This is a genomic window from Rhodohalobacter sp. 614A (genome assembly GCF_021462415.1).
Lineage (GTDB): Bacteria > Bacteroidota > Rhodothermia > Balneolales > Balneolaceae > Rhodohalobacter.
The window spans coordinates 21,422-42,413 of record NZ_JAKEDS010000007.1 but is presented as its reverse complement, the minus strand read 5'-3'; the positions used below and the strand labels follow the sequence as shown (position 1 = coordinate 42,413).

General features: G+C 38.2%; 15 protein-coding genes. All 15 read right to left on the bottom strand.

What is annotated here, in order from left to right; genetic code table 11:
- Window positions 1-140: 140 nt before the first annotated feature.
- On the bottom strand, window positions 141-1,052 hold the full coding sequence (locus L0B18_RS19440; RefSeq protein WP_234573615.1) for a carbohydrate kinase family protein: 912 nt from the start codon (window positions 1,050-1,052) through the stop codon (window positions 141-143).
- Window position 1,053: 1 nt separating this feature from the next.
- The gene (locus L0B18_RS19435) at window positions 1,054-2,547 is read right to left on the bottom strand and encodes a mannitol dehydrogenase family protein (protein ID WP_234573614.1); all 1,494 of its coding nucleotides are present in this window, start codon (window positions 2,545-2,547) and stop codon (window positions 1,054-1,056) included.
- A 130-nt stretch (window positions 2,548-2,677) separates the two neighbouring features.
- Entirely contained in the window at window positions 2,678-2,917 is a 240-nt protein-coding gene (locus L0B18_RS19985; RefSeq protein WP_441347331.1) for an alcohol dehydrogenase catalytic domain-containing protein, read from the bottom strand.
- A 110-nt stretch (window positions 2,918-3,027) separates the two neighbouring features.
- Window positions 3,028-4,323, bottom strand: a complete 1,296-nt coding sequence (locus L0B18_RS19430) for an FAD-dependent oxidoreductase (RefSeq protein ID WP_234573613.1) — start codon at window positions 4,321-4,323, stop codon at window positions 3,028-3,030.
- A gap of 213 nt (window positions 4,324-4,536) precedes the next feature.
- Window positions 4,537-4,872: a hypothetical protein gene (locus tag L0B18_RS19425; RefSeq protein ID WP_234573612.1), complete on the bottom strand. Its 336-nt coding sequence runs from the start codon at window positions 4,870-4,872 to the stop codon at window positions 4,537-4,539.
- 53 nt (window positions 4,873-4,925) lie between these two features.
- A complete protein-coding gene (locus L0B18_RS19420) occupies window positions 4,926-5,867 on the bottom strand; it encodes a DUF6772 family protein (RefSeq protein ID WP_234573611.1) in 942 nt (313 codons plus the stop codon).
- Between the two features lie 76 nt (window positions 5,868-5,943).
- Window positions 5,944-6,660 carry an SGNH/GDSL hydrolase family protein gene (locus L0B18_RS19415; RefSeq protein ID WP_234573616.1) on the bottom strand — a complete coding sequence of 239 codons (717 nt, stop codon included), beginning with the start codon at window positions 6,658-6,660 and terminating at the stop codon, window positions 5,944-5,946.
- 48 nt (window positions 6,661-6,708) lie between these two features.
- A complete protein-coding gene (locus L0B18_RS19410) occupies window positions 6,709-8,016 on the bottom strand; it encodes a ComEC/Rec2 family competence protein (protein WP_234573610.1) in 1,308 nt (435 codons plus the stop codon).
- Between the two features lie 12 nt (window positions 8,017-8,028).
- On the bottom strand, window positions 8,029-9,732 hold the full coding sequence (locus L0B18_RS19405; RefSeq protein ID WP_234573609.1) for a sodium:solute symporter family transporter: 1,704 nt from the start codon (window positions 9,730-9,732) through the stop codon (window positions 8,029-8,031).
- Between the two features lie 257 nt (window positions 9,733-9,989).
- Window positions 9,990-10,901, bottom strand: a complete 912-nt coding sequence (locus L0B18_RS19400) for a glycerophosphodiester phosphodiesterase family protein (RefSeq protein ID WP_234573608.1) — start codon at window positions 10,899-10,901, stop codon at window positions 9,990-9,992.
- Between the two features lie 188 nt (window positions 10,902-11,089).
- Window positions 11,090-12,787: a RagB/SusD family nutrient uptake outer membrane protein gene (locus L0B18_RS19395; RefSeq protein WP_234573607.1), complete on the bottom strand. Its 1,698-nt coding sequence runs from the start codon at window positions 12,785-12,787 to the stop codon at window positions 11,090-11,092.
- 15 nt (window positions 12,788-12,802) lie between these two features.
- Window positions 12,803-16,225, bottom strand: coding sequence for a SusC/RagA family TonB-linked outer membrane protein (locus L0B18_RS19390; protein ID WP_234573606.1), 3,423 nt, complete (start codon window positions 16,223-16,225; stop codon window positions 12,803-12,805).
- A 173-nt stretch (window positions 16,226-16,398) separates the two neighbouring features.
- Window positions 16,399-17,472: a FecR family protein gene (locus L0B18_RS19385; RefSeq protein ID WP_234573605.1), complete on the bottom strand. Its 1,074-nt coding sequence runs from the start codon at window positions 17,470-17,472 to the stop codon at window positions 16,399-16,401.
- A gap of 199 nt (window positions 17,473-17,671) precedes the next feature.
- A complete protein-coding gene (locus L0B18_RS19380) occupies window positions 17,672-18,196 on the bottom strand; it encodes an RNA polymerase sigma factor (RefSeq protein ID WP_234573604.1) in 525 nt (174 codons plus the stop codon).
- A gap of 653 nt (window positions 18,197-18,849) precedes the next feature.
- On the bottom strand, window positions 18,850-20,919 hold the full coding sequence (locus tag L0B18_RS19375) for a Piwi domain-containing protein (protein WP_234573603.1): 2,070 nt from the start codon (window positions 20,917-20,919) through the stop codon (window positions 18,850-18,852).
- Between the last annotated feature and the right edge of the window lie 73 nt (window positions 20,920-20,992).

Below are 20,992 nucleotides of genomic sequence, written 5' to 3'. Positions count from 1 at the left end.
TGCTGGCAGGCTGCCATGGACATTACTAACAAAGCGAAAAGCAATGAGAACAGATGTTTTGATTGAATCTTCATTTTTTAAAACTTCGATTAAGATTAAATTGGTATAATTAAGGACACTAGAAAAGAATCCATATAGATTTATGGAGAATTGCTAGCCATTCCTTTCGTGATAAAATCATTAATATTTTCCTGCACATAGTCTGGGCAGGCACCAGGCTTAGTAGCTACAAAACCTCCTACAGCCGAAGCAAAATCTAATGCATCCTTTATTTTACATCCGGTTAGCTTTTTTGAGAGAAAAGCGGCTAAAAAAGAGTCTCCGCTTCCCACAGTATCTTTAACTTCAATTTTATAGGCAGTGCTATGAAATCGATAGGCTTTGGAATAATAACAAGCTCCGTGTCCTCCCTTTGTCAACAATATTTCGTCAATGTTAAACTTCTCCATTAAACTACTCACCATTCCTGCTTCACTTTCATTGCCAATATCATCATGCCAGTGATGTAAAATATGCAATTCGTTTAGGTTCATTTTTACAAGGCTGGCTTCTTTCAGTAGGTATGTAACTTCATCTTTTTTAAAAAAAGGTTCCCTTAAATTGATATCAAAAATCTTGTAAGGAGCTTTTCTTAGTAATTGATGCAAAGTGTTTCGTGTAAGGTAATTCCTCGCCGAAAGCGAACCATATACAAAAGCATCCGAAGCTTCCAGTAATTTCACGTAGCTATGCTCAAATTCTATATAATCCCACGCAACAGGACTTACTATTTCATAAAAAGGTTCGTTTTCGGCATTGGTTTTTATATTTACGGTTGAAGTGGAATGTTCAGAGTCTGTCTGGCAGTAATCAGCTTTTAAGCCCAGGTTTTTCAATTCTTCTAATAGATCTTCTCCGTCAGAATCTTCACCAACTCTACTTATGACTACCCCTTCTACACCTAATTTATTTAAATGATAAGCTACATTCATGGGCGCCCCGCCAGGTTTTCTTCCCGATGGCAGATCGTCCCAAAGCACCTCCCCAAAACAAACTACTTTTGGCTGTTTCATGTTAGCGACGGTTTGTATTTTGAATAACATCTGCAATTAAAGGACGGGGACCTCTCTTTCTTAATTCATCCACCGCTGCAAGATAATGATTCAAAAACCGGTCAGAATTACCGATCTCTCCAAACAAACTTTCAATTTTAAGAAAGGCTACAGGATTATCTTTATCTGTATTGCTGATCGCTTTTTGCAGCAGATCATACTTTTCATCTATAATTTCATACCTCTGACCGTCATCATTTTTCCCATCAAGCTCAAGGTACCGATACCAGCTGGCCACAATAGCTGCACTGATTTTTATTTGTCCGTTTGTTTCAATTTGTGATTTAATAGTTGGCAGTAAGAACTTGGGAAGTTTAGCTGAAGATTCAGAACAAATCCGCGAGAGCTTATCTTTAATATTCGGATTACCAAACCGTTCTATTAACTTCTCCTTATAGGCGTCCAGGTCAATCCCTTCTACTTGTCCCAACGTGGGGCTTACTTCTTCATTAAAAAATTGACACAACATCTTTTCCAGTATTGGATCTTTTACGGCTTCATCAATTGAAGTGTATCCCAGCAAAGTTCCGATAATCCCTAACAGGGAGTGCCCAGCATTTAAAAGCCTGAGCTTCATCATTTCATAAGGTTCAACATTACTTACAAATTGTGCGCCGGCCTTCTCCCATTCAGGTCTTCCATTCACAAAATTATCTTCAATGATCCATTGTGTAAACGATTCGCACACAACAGGCCAGTTATCCTCAATATTAAATTTTGTCTTTAACTCCTCAATGTCATCAGGAGTGGTAACCGGAGTAATTCGATCAACCATACTATTCGGAAAACGGACATTTTTTTCAACCCAACCGACCAGATCTCTATCCTGTTCTTTAATAAAGGTGAGAAACATTTTCCGTGCTATATCGCCGTTAGTTTGAATATTATCACAGGAGAGAATAGTAAAACCCGGAAACCCTGCCGCTTTTCTTTTGTTCAGCGCTGCCGCCAAATAACCAAATACCGTTCGTGGTTCTTCGGGGTGATGTAAATCCCACTGCACATCCGAGTTGCTGAAATCGAATTCACCTGAACTGTCACTCAGATTATAGCCTCCCTCGGTAATTGTGAGGCTCACAATCTTTGTTGTGGAGGATGCCAATTTAATAATTGCTTTTTCTGGGGCATCGGGAGCTAAAATATAGTCAATAATTGATCCTACCACCCTTGGGTTACTACCGCCATCAGGAGATTTCTCCACAACCGTGTAAAGAAAATCCTGTTCCGATAAAGCCTGCCACATAGATCGGTCTGCTTCACGAATACCTATTCCACAAATCCCCCATTCATCAGCATCTTGTTTACTCATCAACTCATCCGTATAACAGGCCTGGTGAGCTCGATGAAAACCTCCCACCCCAATATGTACTATACCTGGTTTTAGATTATTCCTATTATATGCTGGAACTGCAATTCGTTTTGATATCGAATTTAAATTTCCTTGATTTAATATCATTCTGTTTTAATTGCAATTGTGTTGTTTATTATTATCCATTCGCTTACAAATTGATGCTCACAAATATTATAAAACCCACGTTTACAAGGTGGGCACTGGCCACAGACCAATTGGGGTCTTGCCGTTACCCTCATCTCTGGTCTAATTTTTTTACGTTCTTACCTATATTTTCTACCACGGCTGAAAACTCATGGCCTTGAATAACAGGATAAACGACCGCTGGGTATTCTCCGTGAAATACGTGAATATCTGAGCCACATACACCGATGCACTTAATTTTTAAAAGAACCTCGTCTTTACTAATACCAGAAAAACAGAGTACTTCACGAAAGGTAAGGCTTCTCGGTTCAGTTATTATAGCTTGCTGCATATCTCAAGTAAAAATCGGAGCAAAATAATTCAAGTTGACGAGTTTTTGTATCAAATACTGATATCTTACTGAAGTTAATAATGTCCATATAAGCCTAACGTTGTTGAAGGTTAATTTGTAAGATTAGCTCCATATTTTATTAATGTATTACGGAGTTTCTTGATATCAACCTCCGAAACATTTGTACCATACTGAGCACATAATGCAGCAGCCACACCAGCAGCCTGTCCAAGACCCATTGCAGACGCCTGCACACGAACCGATGCCGAAGATATGCCGTCGGCTGAAAACGCTCTTCCACCTACTAACAAATTTGGGAAACCCGGAGCTATTAAGCACCTGTATGGAACAAAAGCAGCATCTTCTAAAAACTCACACAGCTGGTTATTTGATGACGAAGAATGTATGTCTACTGGATGGCACCCCCTTGAAATAGCATCATCGAAATTACGAGCCTCTATATATTCTTCCCCTGTAAGTGTGTGAACCCCTTTAATTCTACGGGTTTCGCGTGTACCTGTTTGGGGGGCAGTCATAACAAGATGAGCATTCTCGAATGCTGGAATATTCTTTTTTAAAAGATCAACAAATGTAAATACGTCTTCCCTTAGCACGCACTCGGCATTTGTTGCCTCACGATTGTTCGCCATATCTGCATAAGTACGTGTCATATTTACTAATACAAGATCGTTGGCAAGAATTCCGCAATACCAGGGGCCACCATACTGAGGAAGATCTATGTCCAAATCTTCAAATGCCTGCCTGATATCTAAGTCATGATAATTTACTTTATGTTCGTTATGGCGAATCTTTGGAAGAGAGTCCGTATCAACCCCTCCCAACATAAAAATCAGTGATGCCGGTTGGAGTTCTGAGCTTTTCGGCTGCATTGGTACTCCAGCCTGATACGAAAGATCAGCATCACCAGTACAATCAATAAAATATTTTGCAGCTATTGCTTCTGTACCATTTTTATTCTCCAGAATTACATGAGTCAAATTGTTTTCAGACTTTTTACAACCGGTGATATAAGAATGGAAATAAAGAGATACACCTGCTTCAAGAACCATACGCTGTGCAATAAGCTTATATTTTTCAGGTGAAAATGTAATGTTACCCGAAGGTTTTTCTTCTCTGGCTCCCTCGATATCAATGAGACGTTCTATAAACTCCCAAGGAATGCCATCTATTATTCGTCGCTGATTGTAGTTAAAAACACTGATTGGCGCAACGAGGCTTGCTGTAGCCATACCTCCAAGAAACCCGTATCGTTCAATAAGCGCAGTGCGAGCTCCACCTCTTGCTGCAGCAATAGCTGCAATAAAACCAGAAGGACCTCCACCACAAACAACAACATCATATTCAGCAATCACAGGTATTTCCCTTGTTTGTCTTATTTTCTCCATGAGTAATGAGTTCTAATAAATTTTAAAATTGATTTTTTTCATGCATTCCTTCCCTTATAAACACGTCATACGTTTCAGGCTCGCGTAGCATGATTCGTTCCGTCATACAAACCCTTTCTACTGTGTGAGAAAATCATCTCAGATTTGTCTGGGATAATTTTGTTTTGAAGCAGTTTTAAATTCAAGCTACTAACCTTAGGCTGTTCAATACATTCACTCTTTCAGAGCAATCTGAATATTAAGCCTAAAGCTGGGTTTTTCACCTTCGATATGGCAGTTTAACCTTAGCCAATTCCCAAAGTGGTGGACCTTTACAAAATGAAGTCCTTTCTTATTAACCGAAGTCAAGGCTGATCCTTCCTTCGCCCAACTCATACCGTCATGCGAAATTTCAACTTCTGCCGTAAGTTCTGGAGCTTCTCCTGATAGATCTTCAACCATAACAAAGAATATACATTCACTTGCCCAGCCCGCTTCAAATGGATTGGTTTGGAAATCTTCTTTAAAATCTTTTTTTACTTCCAGGTGTGCCGCATTAAATACCTTCATACTTCAATCTTTTTTAAAAATTTGATGACTGACTTATTTATGAGTTTTCCAAATTATTCCTGTGATATTACTACAGAGTCCACAAACAGGAATACTCTTCTTTTTGCATCATTTTCAACCCACACCAGAGGATTCATTAACCCATCAATTCTATCATAAGGAGCACTCACCTCTATAGGAAAATCACTCAAATCAAATGTCTGGTCTTGGCATTGCATCTCTACATATCTGCGGTTTTCGGTATCAAACAACAATCGGAAGTATTGCCAGTTGATCTTACAATCGGTTTCGTTGTAGCATAAATCCTGCTGGCCCTTAGGGACATCTTTAAATCCGTCATGCCTTCCGTCAGGATACCGACGCCCAAACCAAAATGGATCAACACCCTTCTTACACCAGTCCCCTTCAGTGCCATACGCCCATTCCTTATCCGTTACATCAGCAGGGCTGATAAATTGCCACTTCTTTTGAAGTTCACCATTTACAGAGTTGAGGTATCTTGCCCCTACAAAATATCTGTTTCCGCGTTCTTGTAGATCAAAACCAGCACCAAATGAACGAATTGAATTTTCATGAAGCCCAGGGAGCTCACCTTCTCCATCTACCTTGTCTTGTTCTGCTGTAAAAGCAAACCACATCTCAAATTGCAAGTATTTTCTCTTACGCTGATGGAACGATAGCCGTTTTATGGCGTGTCCCATCGATCCAGGAACCGGCGGTTCTTCGTATGGTCCACAAACCGGCCGTGTTGATACTTTTAAACTATATGTTCCTGACAGTGCTCCATGGGTACCTGGATAGCGGAATGTTGCTGAGCTCAGCATCGCAGCTGGCCACTGGTGTTTAGATAAAATACTTGGACTTTCTTCAAAATCAGGTGCTTCACAAAAGTTAGGCATAATTTCCATCCATCCGTGATGCCCCTTGGAGAACACATCATGGACCAAAACTCTTTTTAATGGCTGAAATCTGCTTACTGTTATCGTATCACTCATTATATTAGCATGTAAGTTTAGTTTTAAATTGGTTTTAGGATTTATTATTGAATGGACTTGAGTTATTTTTTTTATTTCATTGGTTCAATAGCCTTGACAAAACTCCCGGATAGGTTTCTCCTGTAGCTGTTCCACTGCCTTTTACATGCACTCCTTTGGTAATAGAATCCCCGAAGCATATTACTTTCATACCAGGCTCCACCAAATTGTTGCTCAACATAAACTTGTAGATCAAGTTAGCCATTAGTTCATATCCCTTAGGTGTGGGATGAACGCCATCGGTGGCTTTACTATTTTTTTCATTTCTGATAAATTCATCTTCGTTATGTGTAGGTATTCCTCTATCGGTAAACTCACGGTTCATATCAAAAAAGAATATCCCTTTCTCTTTTGCTATTTGCCTCATCACATTCCCTGCAGTTTCTATTCTTGTGTTAGGAGGTTGTACATATGCATCCCGGCCATGTCTTCTAAAAAGGTAAGTGGTGTCTACAGGGATTGGGCTTATTAATACCACCTCAATATTTCTTTTTTCCAATCTATTGACTATATGATTCAGATTATTTTCATATTCATTTACTGATATCAGTTTGTTGGAGTTAACCATGTCATTGGTTCCAATCATCATTAATACGACATCAGGATTATGAGATATAACATCTGAATCTATCCTCTGCAAAAGATCTCTACTTGTATTTCCTCCTATTCCCGCATTCATAACCTGAATCTGTAAATCCGAGATCATAACTAAAAATGCAGAGACGATAATCCATACCTTATTGTAAACTTTCATCACAAAGAGAGTTTTTTTGAAAAAATTTAATTTGAGCTTTTCTAAGTGTTATTTGCTTGAGTAAGGGCCATAAACTTTTTCAACTCTATAATTTTTTTCGTCCGAATCATTTAATACATACACATAGTATTCGTCCCCGCCGGGATTCACTCGTACCACGACATGTCCCTGTAAACCTTTCAGCCTATGAATATTATCTCCCAACCGTGACTTATTGGCATCCGTCATATTGGTAGAAAATATTTGACAACTATTGTTTGCAGCATAGATCCTGGATATGGTTTCAGGATTAGGATGTACGTCTCTCCAGGTATGAGCTACTACCACCTTCGGAGTTAAGCTGTTAAGAAGAGCATCACTATTACAGTGAGCAGTACCATGATGATTTGCTTTCATCACATCTACAGCTGGAACTACCTCTGCCACTGGTGCTTCAATATCTCTCCAAGGGTAAGTAGATCTCCCGTTATATTGAAGATCTCCTGCAGTGAAATAATTAAAATCACCGTATGATAACAAAAAACCCAAGCTGAAGATATTTTCTGCTCCAATTACCCCGTCTACGTTAGAGCCTGAAGGAAGCGTGTTTACAGATTCCGATCCGGTTCCAGTCCACACCATTCCATTTGAAACAACATTGCGAATCTCAAAATTTTCATATTTTGATGGATTCTCCATCAGAGTGATCTGATCATTTCTTCCAGCAATGAATTGCTCTGCTGTTGCACCATACGCTGATTCAGCCCATTCGATAAAATGAATGTAATTCGTTATTCTGGCGGTTGAAGTCATATCGGTTGGATAGTTGTAATCTGGATATCCCCTATCCAAAATTTTATCAAAAGTGATTTTCGCTCCTACTTCGGTGATCCCTCCCATTCGAAAATTTCGCGTAGGATCCAACGGTAAATCATCACTGTAGCTACCCATATGATCTGGATCGAAATGGCTAATCATTAGATAGTTTAACTTTTTACTGGCCGGCTCAATAAAGTGTCTCGCATAATTTGTTATTGCCTGTCCCGGAGACACATTAATATTCGGCTTTTGAGGTGGAGGGGGTATTTCATGTGTAGGGGATATCAGGGAACCTGCGGCATCGATCAACATAGTCGTTCCATCGGGAAAAATCAGCAAGGAGCTTTCCCCACGTCCTGTGTTGATAGCATGAATGTCCAAATATCCTTCTTCCCAAGCTGGAAGTGTCTTTGGAATACTAGAAGAATCCGCAGGAGTGACGGGTCTTTTATCAGTCTTATTATTAACACTACAGGCAGATTGAATGAGTAATATAGTACCAGCAAGAAATAATATAACTTTCTTCATAATTCTTTTGTTTTCATTGATATTGGACATGTTCGAATTCGTTTATGTATTGCCCTTTGTTTTATATAAAAATGCCGTAAGAGCTTTAAGTATTAAGGTTAAGCATAAGATTGCCCCACTTGTAAATAATAGAAATGATTTTTCTAGCGGATTTATAAATGCCAAGCCTCCTATAAAAACGCCTAAAGCAACTAAGGTAAACAAGATGATTTTAATGGTAAGCTTAGATAGAGATGCAGTGCCCGTATAATCAACATCAGACTTAGACGCCTTATTTGTATTAATAAATTTGACAGTATTGTCCCAACCAGAATCAATCCCTTTTTTCCTTCCTAAAACTTCTACCGTTAATAAAATGGTAACTGGAACAAGCAATCCAATAAATGCATCTACAAATTCAACATTTGACTGAATAAAAGAAGCTACTTGAAAACCAATATCCCATACACCTTCAAAAATAATGGGATCGGAGAATGCAATTTTAATAATGAATCCAATGGAATAAGTTATTCCTAAAGAAACCCATACAGATTTTTGGCTTATATATTTAGAGAAAAGACCCCAGACAGCTGGAATGGCAAGAGGACCGATTACTAAGGTTAGAAAGGACACTACGACTCTTTCAGCGCCTCCTAAAAATGGGATCAAAATAGCAAATGTAATAATGCATAATCCGAAGAGTAGTGTAAAAAGGCGTGCAACAGAGAGTAGTTTTTTTTCAGATGCCCCAGGCTTTATTTCCCTATATATGTCATAAGTAAATACATTTGCAAATACATTCAAGGTTGAATCTATCATACTCATTGTAGCAGAAAGCATTGCTGCAACCATAATCCCTAAAATTCCAGCTGGTAGGACATGCTGGCTCATTAGTATATAAGCCTGTTCTGGATTCGCGTCAGGATTAATTACCTGATATAAGAATGTTGGAGTGTACCAAAATATTGGAGTTATCAAATATAGTGCAGCGACAAGATAAGCAGCTTTTTTAGCCTCATTCTTTGTAGGTGTACTAATATAGCGTTGCACAAATGGCCAATCACCACTAATCGTAAAAAAATTAATGATACACCATAATATCAGCCAAACAAATGAATACTCTTCACTTACTAAAGAGAAGTAATTTTCAGGAAGGTTTTGAGTGAAATTTGTAATTCCACCTATGCTTTTAAAGCCAAGAGGAATAACAATAATGATGCTTACAATTAAAACTACAAATTGTACTATATCCGTTACTAATACTGCCAGAAAACCACCAGCGATTGTGTAGATGATTGCGATAGACCCAAGAATAATGATGGCTGAAGTAACAGACATATTTCCGGTCGAAGGATCACGCAAAAAGTTACCTTCAGGTAACGCAATAAGTGCAACCATTATAACAGAAATCGCATATAAAGCAACTGCTGTACTTACAGTACGGCCTATGAGGCCAAGAATCATATAGAAGTTTATAGTTTTTTTACCAAACCTTATCCCTAAAAATTCTGCAGGAGAGTCAATCCTTAATCCATTCCATCGGCCTGATACAAATAAACCAGTAAATATCGACGCGATACCTAAAGCCATGGCAATTATTACAGCAACTATTCCAGAACGATAAGCTACCCCTCCCCACACGACAAAGGTTCCTGCAGAAAATATTGTCATATATGTTGATAAACCTGCTATCCACCAAGATGTATTTCTCCCCGCAATGAACATGTCTTTTGAATTCTTAATCTTTCGGCTAAGAATTCCGCCCAAAATCAATACTCCGATGAGGTAAATTGACAGCGATATATAATCTGTTATAACCAATATTTTATCCTTTCAAATTCAGTTTTTATTAGTATTTGAATACTCTATTTTTTGAATAGAAGCTTTCGGGGGTATTTGTGGCAGGTTCCTTAAATTTTGTAGATATCGTTATCAGGTACTGTTTCTAAGACCACAAAGGTTGCCAATGAATGTGATATTTAACGTACTTTACTCATTAAATTGAAGTTGTAGACGGCACTGTATCAGTCTGGAAGCCCCGCTAATGCGTGCGCTACTTCAATTGGGTAATTCGACTCTATCATTGAGGCTCCATTTCTAATGATATTACGATATGCCTCTGCACGTTTACTTTGAGTTTCAAGCTTGTCGTACGAAGAAGCTGATGCTATTAGGTATCGAACTTTATATTCGGATATGGTGTCGTAAAGTTCTTGTCTTTCGTTTTTTATAGTTGTGCCTGCTGCGATAAACATCTGGGAAGGAGAAATCCCTAAATCAAGATAGTTTTGAAATTCTTGGGTAGATCTAAGTGAAATTGAAAACATTCTTGCATTATTGTCCTCATAGTAAAACGAAGCTTCTTCTACACTTCTCACTAATGGAATGGTAAAAGATTCTGCATTTTTCTCCCGAATTATATTCGCCGTCAAATGTAGAGGAACATTCTTTTTATCAAGTATAAATGCGGTCTTACCCCGTCCCCATTCAAGTACCTCAGAAAGCGAGGGTATTTTATATTTGGTTGGATTCCCCTTATCATCCTTCAAATTAAATTGTTGCAACTCTTCCCACGTATAATCAATGAGCTTTCCTTTCCCATTTGTGGTGCGTTCCAGCGTTTCATCATGAAATACTACGATTACACTATCTCTTGTTAATCTTGGATCAATTTCAAAAATAGCTTCTGTGTGCTCTAAAACATATTCAAAAGCTGCAATAGAGTTCTCCGGAAGTTCATTTTCTACAGTTCCTCTATGTCCCTGAATGATGGGTTTGGCATTTTCATGATATTTAAAGTATTCATGTAATGCATTAGGAGTGGGGAAAGACAGATAATTGCTGTTACTTTCTGCTTTTTGAGCATTGGATATAACAGGTAGTAAAATTAAAAGAAAAATATAAAAAGGTTTCATTATCAATTGTTTTCTATGCATTTAATACTCTTTCTATAGAAATATTTCATTGCATTTAGTGAGAAAAAAAGGGTTTCTGAATACTATCAAACAGTGTGGGGATAATTAAATTCTAAGCTTACTTTCTTGATCATATAATCAGATATGAAATAAAAAATAGTCTTAAAGCTACGGTATTAACTTTCCCCACTTATTGTGCAAATTGAGGTTTAGTAACCCGGATTCTGTTTAATATTTTCATTTGCAAGAACCTCAGAGTTGGGAATTGGCCACAAATACTGTTTTTCATCAAAATTTCGCTCTATATAAAGAGCTATTAAACCAGCGTCATGCATGGGGCCAAAATCAGCAATACCATTTTCATCGATTTCAGGAGTCCAAGGCCAAAACCATAATCCTGGATCTGTTATTCTTTCTTTTAAAAGGGCCAAGGGGTGATGACCATAGTACGGTTTATAAGCTTCTTCAAACATTCTCCATCTCAAAAGGTCCCAGTATCTACGGCCTTCCCACGCCAATTCCATCCTTCTTTCAAGTCTTACAATCTTTTGAAGTTCTGTTTGATTTGTGGTAGTAATGGCAGGATATTCATGAATAGCTGAAATATCCGTTTTATAAGCTCGTGCTCTAACTTTATTAATAGCTTCTAAAACAGATTGATCAATTTCATTCAGTTCAATTTTGGCTTCAGCATACATCAATAATAAATCTGCATATCTAATAATTATTAAAGGCTGGTCATTATATCTTCCATCACTGGCTTTCCAAGAATTGGTCACCCATTTCTTTAACATTAAGCAATCAAAAGCTGCCCAAGGAGTATTAGCCTTACTATCTCTATTTGTAACCATCTCCCCTGTTTCAACATTTAATACTTCCAATGTATCTGGATGCGGTTGATATATAAACCCCACATGCTCAGTACCATGTTCAACTATGGTCTCTGTAAGTCTTGGGTCCCGATTTTCAAAAGGATATTTCGGATCAAATAATGGAGATTCATCAATAGGTAGTCCATCCGTATTCAAATAGGCCGCTAATAGCCCCCATGAAGGCTGAGCATCTGCAGTTCCTCCGGCTGTTCTAAGTATGAACCCTCTTGAACTAGAGTAATTTCCTAAAGAATAGTCCCTTGGAATAGCAAAAATAGTTTCAGATTCAATTTCTTTTGACCTAAAATATTCTCCGTAATCTGGATATAGTGAATATTTATCTAAGTTCATGACCGCTTCTGTAGATTCGACAACCATGGACCAATCGGACATATATAATGCAGTTCTTGCTTTCATTGCTAAAGCAGCTCCTTTATCGGCACGAAATTCACCTCCAGATCCAGTATTGTTTAACGGTAAGTGATTTATTGCATAGTCAAAATCTGTATAGACTTGTTCCAACACTACTTCCCGATCTGTTCTTCCCATTTCAAAAGCTTCATTGATAGATATTTCATCTGTATAAAATGGAACATCGCCGTAGAGAGTTATTAACCTAGCATAGAAATTGGCTCGAAAGAAACTAGCCTCAGCTTTTAATTCGTTAATTTGTTCACTTGGAAATTTTCCTTCAAGTTCAACTAAATTTTCTATTATTCTATTAGCTCTGCTTATTCCTTTATAGGTATTACTCCAAACCTCTTCAGCATCGCCCCACTCACTAGTGATTGACCCTACAGCAAATGAATAGGCTACTTGTCTTTGGGCCCAATCGTCAGTCCATCTATCCGTTTGAAAATTCCTCTCGAGTAACCATAAATACTCTCTATAAAAATCATTTAAAGCTAATTCAACCTGATCTGGATTTGAATACCAGTTTCCACTGGAAGCTTCGGATAGCGGATCTAAATTTAAATCGGTACATGAAACCGTTAGAATAAATCCAAAAAGTAAAATAAATATGTTAGTTTTCATTTTTTTTTACTCTGTTTAAAATTTAACATTGACACCAAAATTGAATGTTTGTGAGATATATGAATTACCCGCCATTTCAGGATCCCAACCATCAGGATAATTATCAAAGCTGAAAAGGTCTGAAATAGAGGAATGTATTGTTATCAGATCCAATGCTAATCTTTCAGTTATTTTTTGAGGTATTGTGTAGCTGATTGAAATGTTTTTTAATCTGATATACGAACCATCAATTAGCCAATGATCAGACATTACATAATTGTTATCCGCAACCATATTGGACAATCTGGGGTACTTTGCGTTGAGGTTCTCCTCTTCCGTATTATTGTAGCTCCAATAATTACCATCAATTATATCTGGTGGAGATAACCAGTTTGCCTGGAATGGCATAACCATGTCTGGAATTATTCTACTGTTTTGTTTAGCTACACCTTGTATGGCTAAAGAAATTCCAAAGTTTTTGTAATTAAGATTAATATTACTACCAAATATTAATCGTGGCAGTGATCCACCTAAGAGTACCTTATCGTGCTCGGGGGTTATCTCCCCATCCGGCTCTCCTTCTGGCCCAGAAATGTCAACATACTTCAAATCACCAGGACGAGTATTAGAAACAAGAACAGGTGAATTTTCAACCTCTTCCTGTGTTTGAAAGATCCCATCTGACAAATAACCATACCATTCATTGTACTCACTATCTTCTCTGATTATTTGGTCACCAAGAAAAACAGTACCACTAAGGTCACCCATAGTTGATTTAAAATCGGAAACATTAAACGAAACTGAATATTCGAAATCTCTGATTTGATCTCGCCAGCCTAATTCTATATCCCAACCCTTTGTGTGCATTGTGCCTGCATTCTGATCTGGATCCTCAAAACCAATAAAGTCAGGAATTTCCAGCTTCAATAGCATGTCTTTCGTCTGTTTTTCGTAATAATCGAAGGATATTTCTAACTTATTGTCAAAAAAGTTGGCGTCAATTCCTACATCCCAAGTCTTTGTAGTTTCCCATGAAATGTCTCTTACAGCATAATTAACTTGCGCGGCCGCCAATCTTGACATAATGTTATTACCTTGCCAAAAAAGTGCATCTGTAGCAAAGTTTATTGATGCCTGATATGGATAGTACCCAATTCTCTCATTTCCTAAACTTCCCCATGAACCTCTCAGTTTTAAGTATGATAGTGGCTTAATGTTCGACATAAACGCTTCATTCGAAACAACCCACCCCCCAGATATAGAAGGAAAATAGCCCCACCTGTGATTTGGATGAAATCTAGATGAACCATCGGCTCTAAAATTAACTTGAAGATAATATGTACTGAAATAATCATACTTTAACCGACCAAATAATGAACGATATGCAGACTCGATAGCATTTCCATTATTTATCATATTATCTCTGTTTCCAAGATTGAGATAAGGAAAATCATTTAGCTGAAAGCCAATGCTCTGTCCATTTAAAGATTCTTGGAAATATGAATAATCTTCATAGCCTGCTAAAAAATTCAGATTATGTTTATTTAAAAAAGAAACTTGATAGTTTACAAGTAACTGTTTTGTCAGAGTTTGTCGATCTATTCGATCCTCATATAGTGATGTCTCATTATAACCAGATATATACCCAGCTATTTGAGTAGGATCATTTGCATCGGTATAACTTATCTTTTTATTAAAATCCTTAGTTTTGAAGGAATGGAAAGTTGGGGCCAGTACTCCTGTAATAATTAGTTTATCAAGGGGCTTAAAGTCTAAAGAAACTCTTCCATTAAATTTATTGATCCACGTATCCTCAAATCCACCATTGTGTAGAAGTGCATACATATTTGATCCATCTTTACCACCCGAAATTCTTCCATCATCGTACATTGCCGAATATATAGGTGCATACTTATATGATGAATAAAGAGGATTGGCAGAAGGCCTTTCTGTTATACTTCTGTTAAACGAAATATCAACATTTGTCGATAGATAATCCGTAAAAGTAATATCATTATTTAATCTTGTCATTACCCTTTCATAACTCCGGTAATCGTATAGAGCATCAGTTTTTTCATACTGAATTGATGCCCTTGTCTTAATAAACTCACTCCCATGGCTCAGGGTAAATTGATGATTATGTTTAGGTGCATAGTCATTAATCAATAAGCTATTCCAATCAGTTAATGGATACTGATTTGGATTGGTTTTATTTCTTTCGATCCAGTTGGCAATTTCATCTCTGGAGAATGTTGTAAACTCACCATCTTCAGGATTCCCAGCATCATTCCACTGCATTTCATTGAACATCTCCATATACCTAATGGGCCCAACTGTTCCTGGCCATCTTGTTGGTTTTTCAAACCCATAATTAGAATCAAACTCAAAGTTAATTTCACCTACCTCTGCATTTTTTGTTGATATTAGAATCACACCTGCAGCTGCTCGTGCACCATAGATTGATGCTGCTGCGGCATCTTTCAAGACGGTTATCTGGTCAATATCATTCTCATTAATGTCATCAATGTTTTCATATGGAACACCATCAACAATTATTAAAGGCTGACTATCACCTATAGTCGTAATACCTCTGATCCTTATATCAGCAGAAGAGCCTGGCAAACTACTATTTCTTGTTACCATGACACCTGGCATAAATCCTTGTAGTGTTTGAGATAATTGGGTGCCATTTCTTGCATTTAATTCTTCCCCCTCAACAGTAGTAATCGAACCAGTTAAATCCTTCCTTCTTTCAAATCCATACCCCACCACTACCAAATCCTCTAGCATCTGAACATCCGGGGTCAGCTGAACATCAACCTCTGTTCTGCCATCGATTTCAACCTCCAAACGCTCATATCCTATATATGAAAACCCCAAAGTATTCAACCCCTCTGGTACGCTGATAGAATAATTACCGTCTGAATCAGTTTGTGTACCTATTATTCTTCCGGCCCTTTCTTCTGAATCCAAAACAAGTATATTTACTCCGGGAAGCGCTTCTCCACTTTGTCCGTCAGTAACATGACCATAAACTTCTTGAGATTGTTCTTCCATCGGCGATATGAGCTCATCCCCCTCTTCTTTTAACCAAACATTCTCCGTATTTACGGCAATAGTTGAGTTTATCTGTCTAAACCACAGTCCGGTTTGTGCCCCTACAGCCTTCAATAGATCAGCAACTGAAATGGAGTTGTAGTTAAAATCAAAAGAAGTTTGGACATCCCTTTTCAAAGAAGCCGGGTAAACAAACCGAAACCTGGTTTGATTCTCGACCAATTCAAACAACTCTGCCAGATTAGCTTTATTGATAGCGACTTGAATTTGAACGTCGTGAAGTGTTTGTGCTTCTACCTTTTCCGAGGCATGTATCATATTTGAGCATAGACACACAAGAAAAAGGGCTGCAATCGTTAGGCGAGACATCTTACCCAGTTTCCTCAATACTGTTTTTTTCATATTTTAGGGTGTTAACAGGTTATGGTTGACTTGTTAATGGCAGCCCGGCTGATCCGTCGCGCGAACTTCGAGATCAGACGGGCTATTTTTATATGTAGTATTTAAAATAGTTTTACTTTTTTAGAGATCTGGAAAAATCATCCAACAACAATCTCTCAAAAACTGCTTACTATCTATTCTTTGCTGCTTAAAATTACTTTATCTACTTCGTTATCTGTGTTTCTTTCCATTTTATATTCTATCCCAGCCACAAAATTCAGTGTTTCCAATACATGCTCCAGGCTTTCATTTTCAAACGTTCCGGTTACTTTTATTTCGTTGGCAGCAGAATCATCTATTAAGATTTCAACCCCGTACCAGTTTTGAAGAGTTGAGGCAACTTCAGTCAGTGTATTGTCTTTAAACTCCAAAATACCTTCACGCCAGAGTATTTTTGTTTGAATACCCTCCCCAACTGCCATTTGGTTATCAGTACTTGAATACCTGACCCATTGATTGGGTTCAAGTGTTACAGAAGAACTCAAACTCTTTTTATCGGCCACCCCTACCTGAACCCTTCCCTCTACCAAAGCTACTTCTACATCACCCAATTCAGGGATATATTTTACATTAAATTCGGTCCCTAATACTGTTGTGGTTAATTGGCCCGAGTGTACTTTAAATGGTCTTTTTTTGTCGGACTCTACATCAAAAAATGCTTCCCCCTCCAAATATACATTCCGTTCACTCGCCGAAAAGGATGAAGGATATTTCAATGTACTATTTGCGTTCAACTCTACACGGGTGCCATCAGGTAATGTTCTCGTGGTTATGGTTCGAACTGGGCTGGTAACTTGGCTGAAAAAAGGTTCGGAAGCTTCTTCATTTACGTCCATCAACCATACGGTCATCAAACTGGTAGCAACCACCAAGATTATTGCAGCAGCACGGAACATCCATGCTTTTTGTGGACTACCCCAAAAGTTCATAGAATGAGAAATCATTTGGGTTGTGACCACTTTTCTGTTCGTAGAAACCTGAAGATCTTTATAATCTTCCCCTTGAATTTTCTCTAGAATACCGGCTTTGACCTTTTTCTTGTTAAAATTAGTTAACAAATTTTCATCTGGGTTCAATAAACCCTCTAAAAAGTCAATATTTTCAGGTGATTGGTCCAACCACTGTTCCACTTGCCGGATTTCTTTGTTCGTACAATTCCCATCCAGGTAAGCTTTTAAAAGTCGAATATTTGGTTTTTTACTGTCCATCTACTCTTATATACCCGGACTTTTTTGGATACCCTTAGTTTTTTTTTAAAAAACTTACTTTGACAAGATTTAAGCTGGTTTCCATCTGTTTGTAATAGGCAGTAATAAAGAGAAAAGCTTATAACGAATGCCACAGGTATCTACAACCTTAGGGAGGCAATTAACGATAAACAAATAGTCTATGGCCAAAAGAAGCGATTTATCCCTGAAATTCTTCCAATTCCTTTCTGAGCACATGTAGAGCTTTACTAATGTGTACTTCGACTGTTTTCGGAGATATTTGAAGAGTTTCGGCAATTTCTTGATAGGTTAGTCCCTCTTCACGACTTAATTGGTACACTTCCTGTGCCCGGGGGGGAATTTTATCAAATACATCATTATACTTTTCCATAAAAATACCAGGCTTTTGCTCTTCACCAGCATGAGTATACCACTCTTCAACTTCTTCAGACTTTGGAATTTCATTCATGTCTGCCTTATACTCTACTATTTCTTGTTTCTCTTTAGACAATTGTGTCAAGGCTACATTCCTGGCAATTTTAAGTAGATAGGTTTTTAAATACTCTCCGTCGACATCTACGCTCTCTCGATACTTCCAAAGTTTAAAAAAAACAATTTGAACCCAATCTTCAAGCTGATCCGTTTTCTTGGTATAGTGGGAAAGAAAACGGGCAACCGAGGTTACATAAGAATCATATAGGTGTTCAAATTCTTTTTGTGTCATCAACTCAGAATCTAATTGAGCTTATAATATGATTAAAATTTTAAAAAAAATTATGATTAAAAATCTTTTCAGTGCTATAAAATGGGACAAATATGAAAACAAATTATTAAGGTAGTATTATAAAATCCTACGCCTAATAATCATATTCAACTCTCGTTATTAGGTCATTTTCTACACTCAAAACTTGAACTTCTACCTTAGCCGCTTCTTCAAAAATTTGTATAACTCAATAACCAAAACAGTATTGATCATTTGAAGACATGTAAATACTTTGTTACTTGGTTTTATCTCAACTAAAAACTGCTCAAATTAGCTGCCACTTTCAGAAATTTATATTATTCTTTGCGGTCGTTCAAGATTTACACTACCTAAGCCTTGAAAACTTAATATACAACCGTTGTATAAAAACAGTAATAATTTCTTTTTTTGTACATAAGAAAAAGATAAACGGCTGCTAAGCGATCAGAAGAGGTATGTTCGCGAGGTCGATTATTAGTCGTAAACTTCTGTTCCCTCCAGAGCCGTATAACAAAGCTTCATTGCAAAAAAACAAAAAATATATGGAAATCTCCTCACGAAAAGGAAATTTTAAAAGCTCCTTCCCCCCCTTGTGGCACCGATGTTTTCCCGAGCCATTGGAAATAGACCGGGGGTCACAAAAACCAAAAATTTCGCTTTCCAAACTCTGGTATGGCCTCACCTTCAAAAAAAGGAAACTTCCGCGCAACCATTTCGGGATACCGAACGGTAACCGGCAATGCTTTTACACGTATCGTTTGCCAATTCAGGCGGCTGAACTGGTATACCTGTGTCAATAGCTCTTCCACCCATTCATTGTCATTCAGGTGCCGGTTTCTCCACTCTCGATAGGATTCCTGACCGTCGCCTCCATCGGGATTTCCCGCTATATCGATATACACCTTAATCGGAAATGGGAACGATTTGAGGGAATCATCCGGCAAATCGAAACGTGTATTATTGCACAGCAAATATTGGCCGGGACCGCTTTTCATCCAGGTTCCGCTAAGCGGAAGATTATGAGTAACAGAACGATCGCTCAGTACAAGGTCTTGCGATGCTGTTTTTCGAATTGTGATAATTACAATTGGGATATCCAGACCCAGCTCTTTCAGCGACCGCTTAATCATCCTTGCTTCCTCGCGGTTCATACGCTTATAAAAATGAATCACAAGCCGTTCAACCCCTTCATTCTCCTCTTTGAATTGTTTAATCGCCTTTTGAAATGATCCGGCCAGCATCAGGTGGTCGTCGGCTGTAAAAGAATCAAAACTCCGGAAATCTCCATTATTGGAAAAACAAAATGCACTGCCAAGATACTTCTTTTGCTTTCGCCGCGGGCTGTATGCACCGACTCCAATCACCAGTTCATTTTTCTGCTTGCGCTCAAGTGTCCACGGTATCCCTCCCAATTTAGCAATTAACGCCAGTGAAATATTGGGCAGATAATAGGCGAATGACGGATTGGTCACTGAATCCACATCAACCACCTGGGAGGTAATATCATACTTCAACAATTCCTCCTTTAAACGGTAATAGACTTGGTTCTTTTTTGGATCAGGATCATCTCTGTGAATAGGACTGATATAGAGAGCACCATAATGTACATTTTCTCTCCAGTGCATCTGCTGAAGTTTTTGACGTATCTCCGGCAGCGGATTGTCAGTATTCGAGAATGTCATATGATGTTCGCTGTGATTCACGGGGATGCGGGCAAACGAATTCAGTCCGCCGAAGTGGCCTGTTCCGTCACGCATCATTTTATACAATTGATTGCCGGCTGTACCTGCATCCTTTTCCGAAACGATTAAAAACAGTTCGATATGAGAAACCGGCGGCGGCTGGAAAGGCCCTCCACTCTTCAGTCCTTCATAAGGATTTTTATCTGTAATTCCTTCGCCAAAAAGCAGGTTTGACGCTTCTACCGGAATTCGGTTGAGGCTGTCATTATTTACTTTGAGGAATCCGTTTGGGGAAGGTTTAAACTGTTCGACAAAATCGGCGTCGCAGATAAACTTTTTATAAAAGCGGTCAATATTCTCCGTATATCGTTTCAGTTTGTTGATCTTTTTCCATGGAGGGCGCGGTAAATTTAGTGCAGCAGCCACATCCCGATTTATAACCGGAAATACCTCTTTTCTGTTGATTCCCGTCTGTTCCATCAAATTTTCATACCTGTAGAGTTCTTTTTGATACACAACCGTTGAAAAATCGGTCGATTCCCCCCGGTATTCATAGATTGGTTTCAACCAGACATTCATAGTACCTGAATAGATGATGGTTAGCTCAAAGCCGTCGGTCAGTCTTCCATACGTCCCCCGTATACGGTAGCGTTCAAACTCTGCGATATCGTTTTTCTCATCGGTTCCGCTTTTAAAATAGAATTCGTTGTTCTGTATAAAATTCCGTTTTCTCAGGTACGCTTTATCCTCAAACCATTGATAGATACGATAGTTTAAGTAGTGTTTGGCAAACCTCGGACTTAACTCATACTTAACGGTTACCGTCATATCGGCCAATAGGTTTTCAGTAAAATCTGTATAAATAGGCTCGGTGTACATATCAGCCACATTTACAGGCATCTCTTGCGGAGTGAGTGGAAAAGTAGTACCGTTATCCGGTTTGCTCTCAAAAAAACTAAAGCGCTTCGACTTTTCTTCCAGTTCTAGGGGAATTACATTCAGTGTAACGTCTGTTGATTTCATAGGTCTGTAGTTATTTTTAGGGTATTGAGTTTCTCTCGCGAGAGGAGAAACATAAAGGAGAATCGCCGTAGAC

Bases quoted from the DNA above. Each gene is read 5' to 3' on its own strand.
- L0B18_RS19440 (WP_234573615.1), bottom strand. From the start codon at position 1,052: ATGAAACAGCCAAAAGTAGTTTGTTTTGGGGAGGTGCTTTGGGACGAT.
- L0B18_RS19435 (WP_234573614.1), bottom strand. From the start codon at position 2,547: ATGATATTAAATCAAGGAAATTTAAATTCGATATCAAAACGAATTGCA.
- L0B18_RS19985 (WP_441347331.1), bottom strand. From the start codon at position 2,917: ATGCAGCAAGCTATAATAACTGAACCGAGAAGCCTTACCTTTCGTGAA.
- L0B18_RS19430 (WP_234573613.1), bottom strand. From the start codon at position 4,323: ATGGAGAAAATAAGACAAACAAGGGAAATACCTGTGATTGCTGAATAT.
- L0B18_RS19425 (WP_234573612.1), bottom strand. From the start codon at position 4,872: ATGAAGGTATTTAATGCGGCACACCTGGAAGTAAAAAAAGATTTTAAA.
- L0B18_RS19420 (WP_234573611.1), bottom strand. From the start codon at position 5,867: ATGAGTGATACGATAACAGTAAGCAGATTTCAGCCATTAAAAAGAGTT.
- L0B18_RS19415 (WP_234573616.1), bottom strand. From the start codon at position 6,660: ATGAAAGTTTACAATAAGGTATGGATTATCGTCTCTGCATTTTTAGTT.
- L0B18_RS19410 (WP_234573610.1), bottom strand. From the start codon at position 8,016: ATGTCCAATATCAATGAAAACAAAAGAATTATGAAGAAAGTTATATTA.
- L0B18_RS19400 (WP_234573608.1), bottom strand. From the start codon at position 10,901: ATGCATAGAAAACAATTGATAATGAAACCTTTTTATATTTTTCTTTTA.
- L0B18_RS19395 (WP_234573607.1), bottom strand. From the start codon at position 12,787: ATGAAAACTAACATATTTATTTTACTTTTTGGATTTATTCTAACGGTT.
- L0B18_RS19390 (WP_234573606.1), bottom strand. From the start codon at position 16,225: ATGAAAAAAACAGTATTGAGGAAACTGGGTAAGATGTCTCGCCTAACG.
- L0B18_RS19385 (WP_234573605.1), bottom strand. From the start codon at position 17,472: ATGGACAGTAAAAAACCAAATATTCGACTTTTAAAAGCTTACCTGGAT.
- L0B18_RS19380 (WP_234573604.1), bottom strand. From the start codon at position 18,196: ATGACACAAAAAGAATTTGAACACCTATATGATTCTTATGTAACCTCG.
- L0B18_RS19375 (WP_234573603.1), bottom strand. From the start codon at position 20,919: ATGAAATCAACAGACGTTACACTGAATGTAATTCCCCTAGAACTGGAA.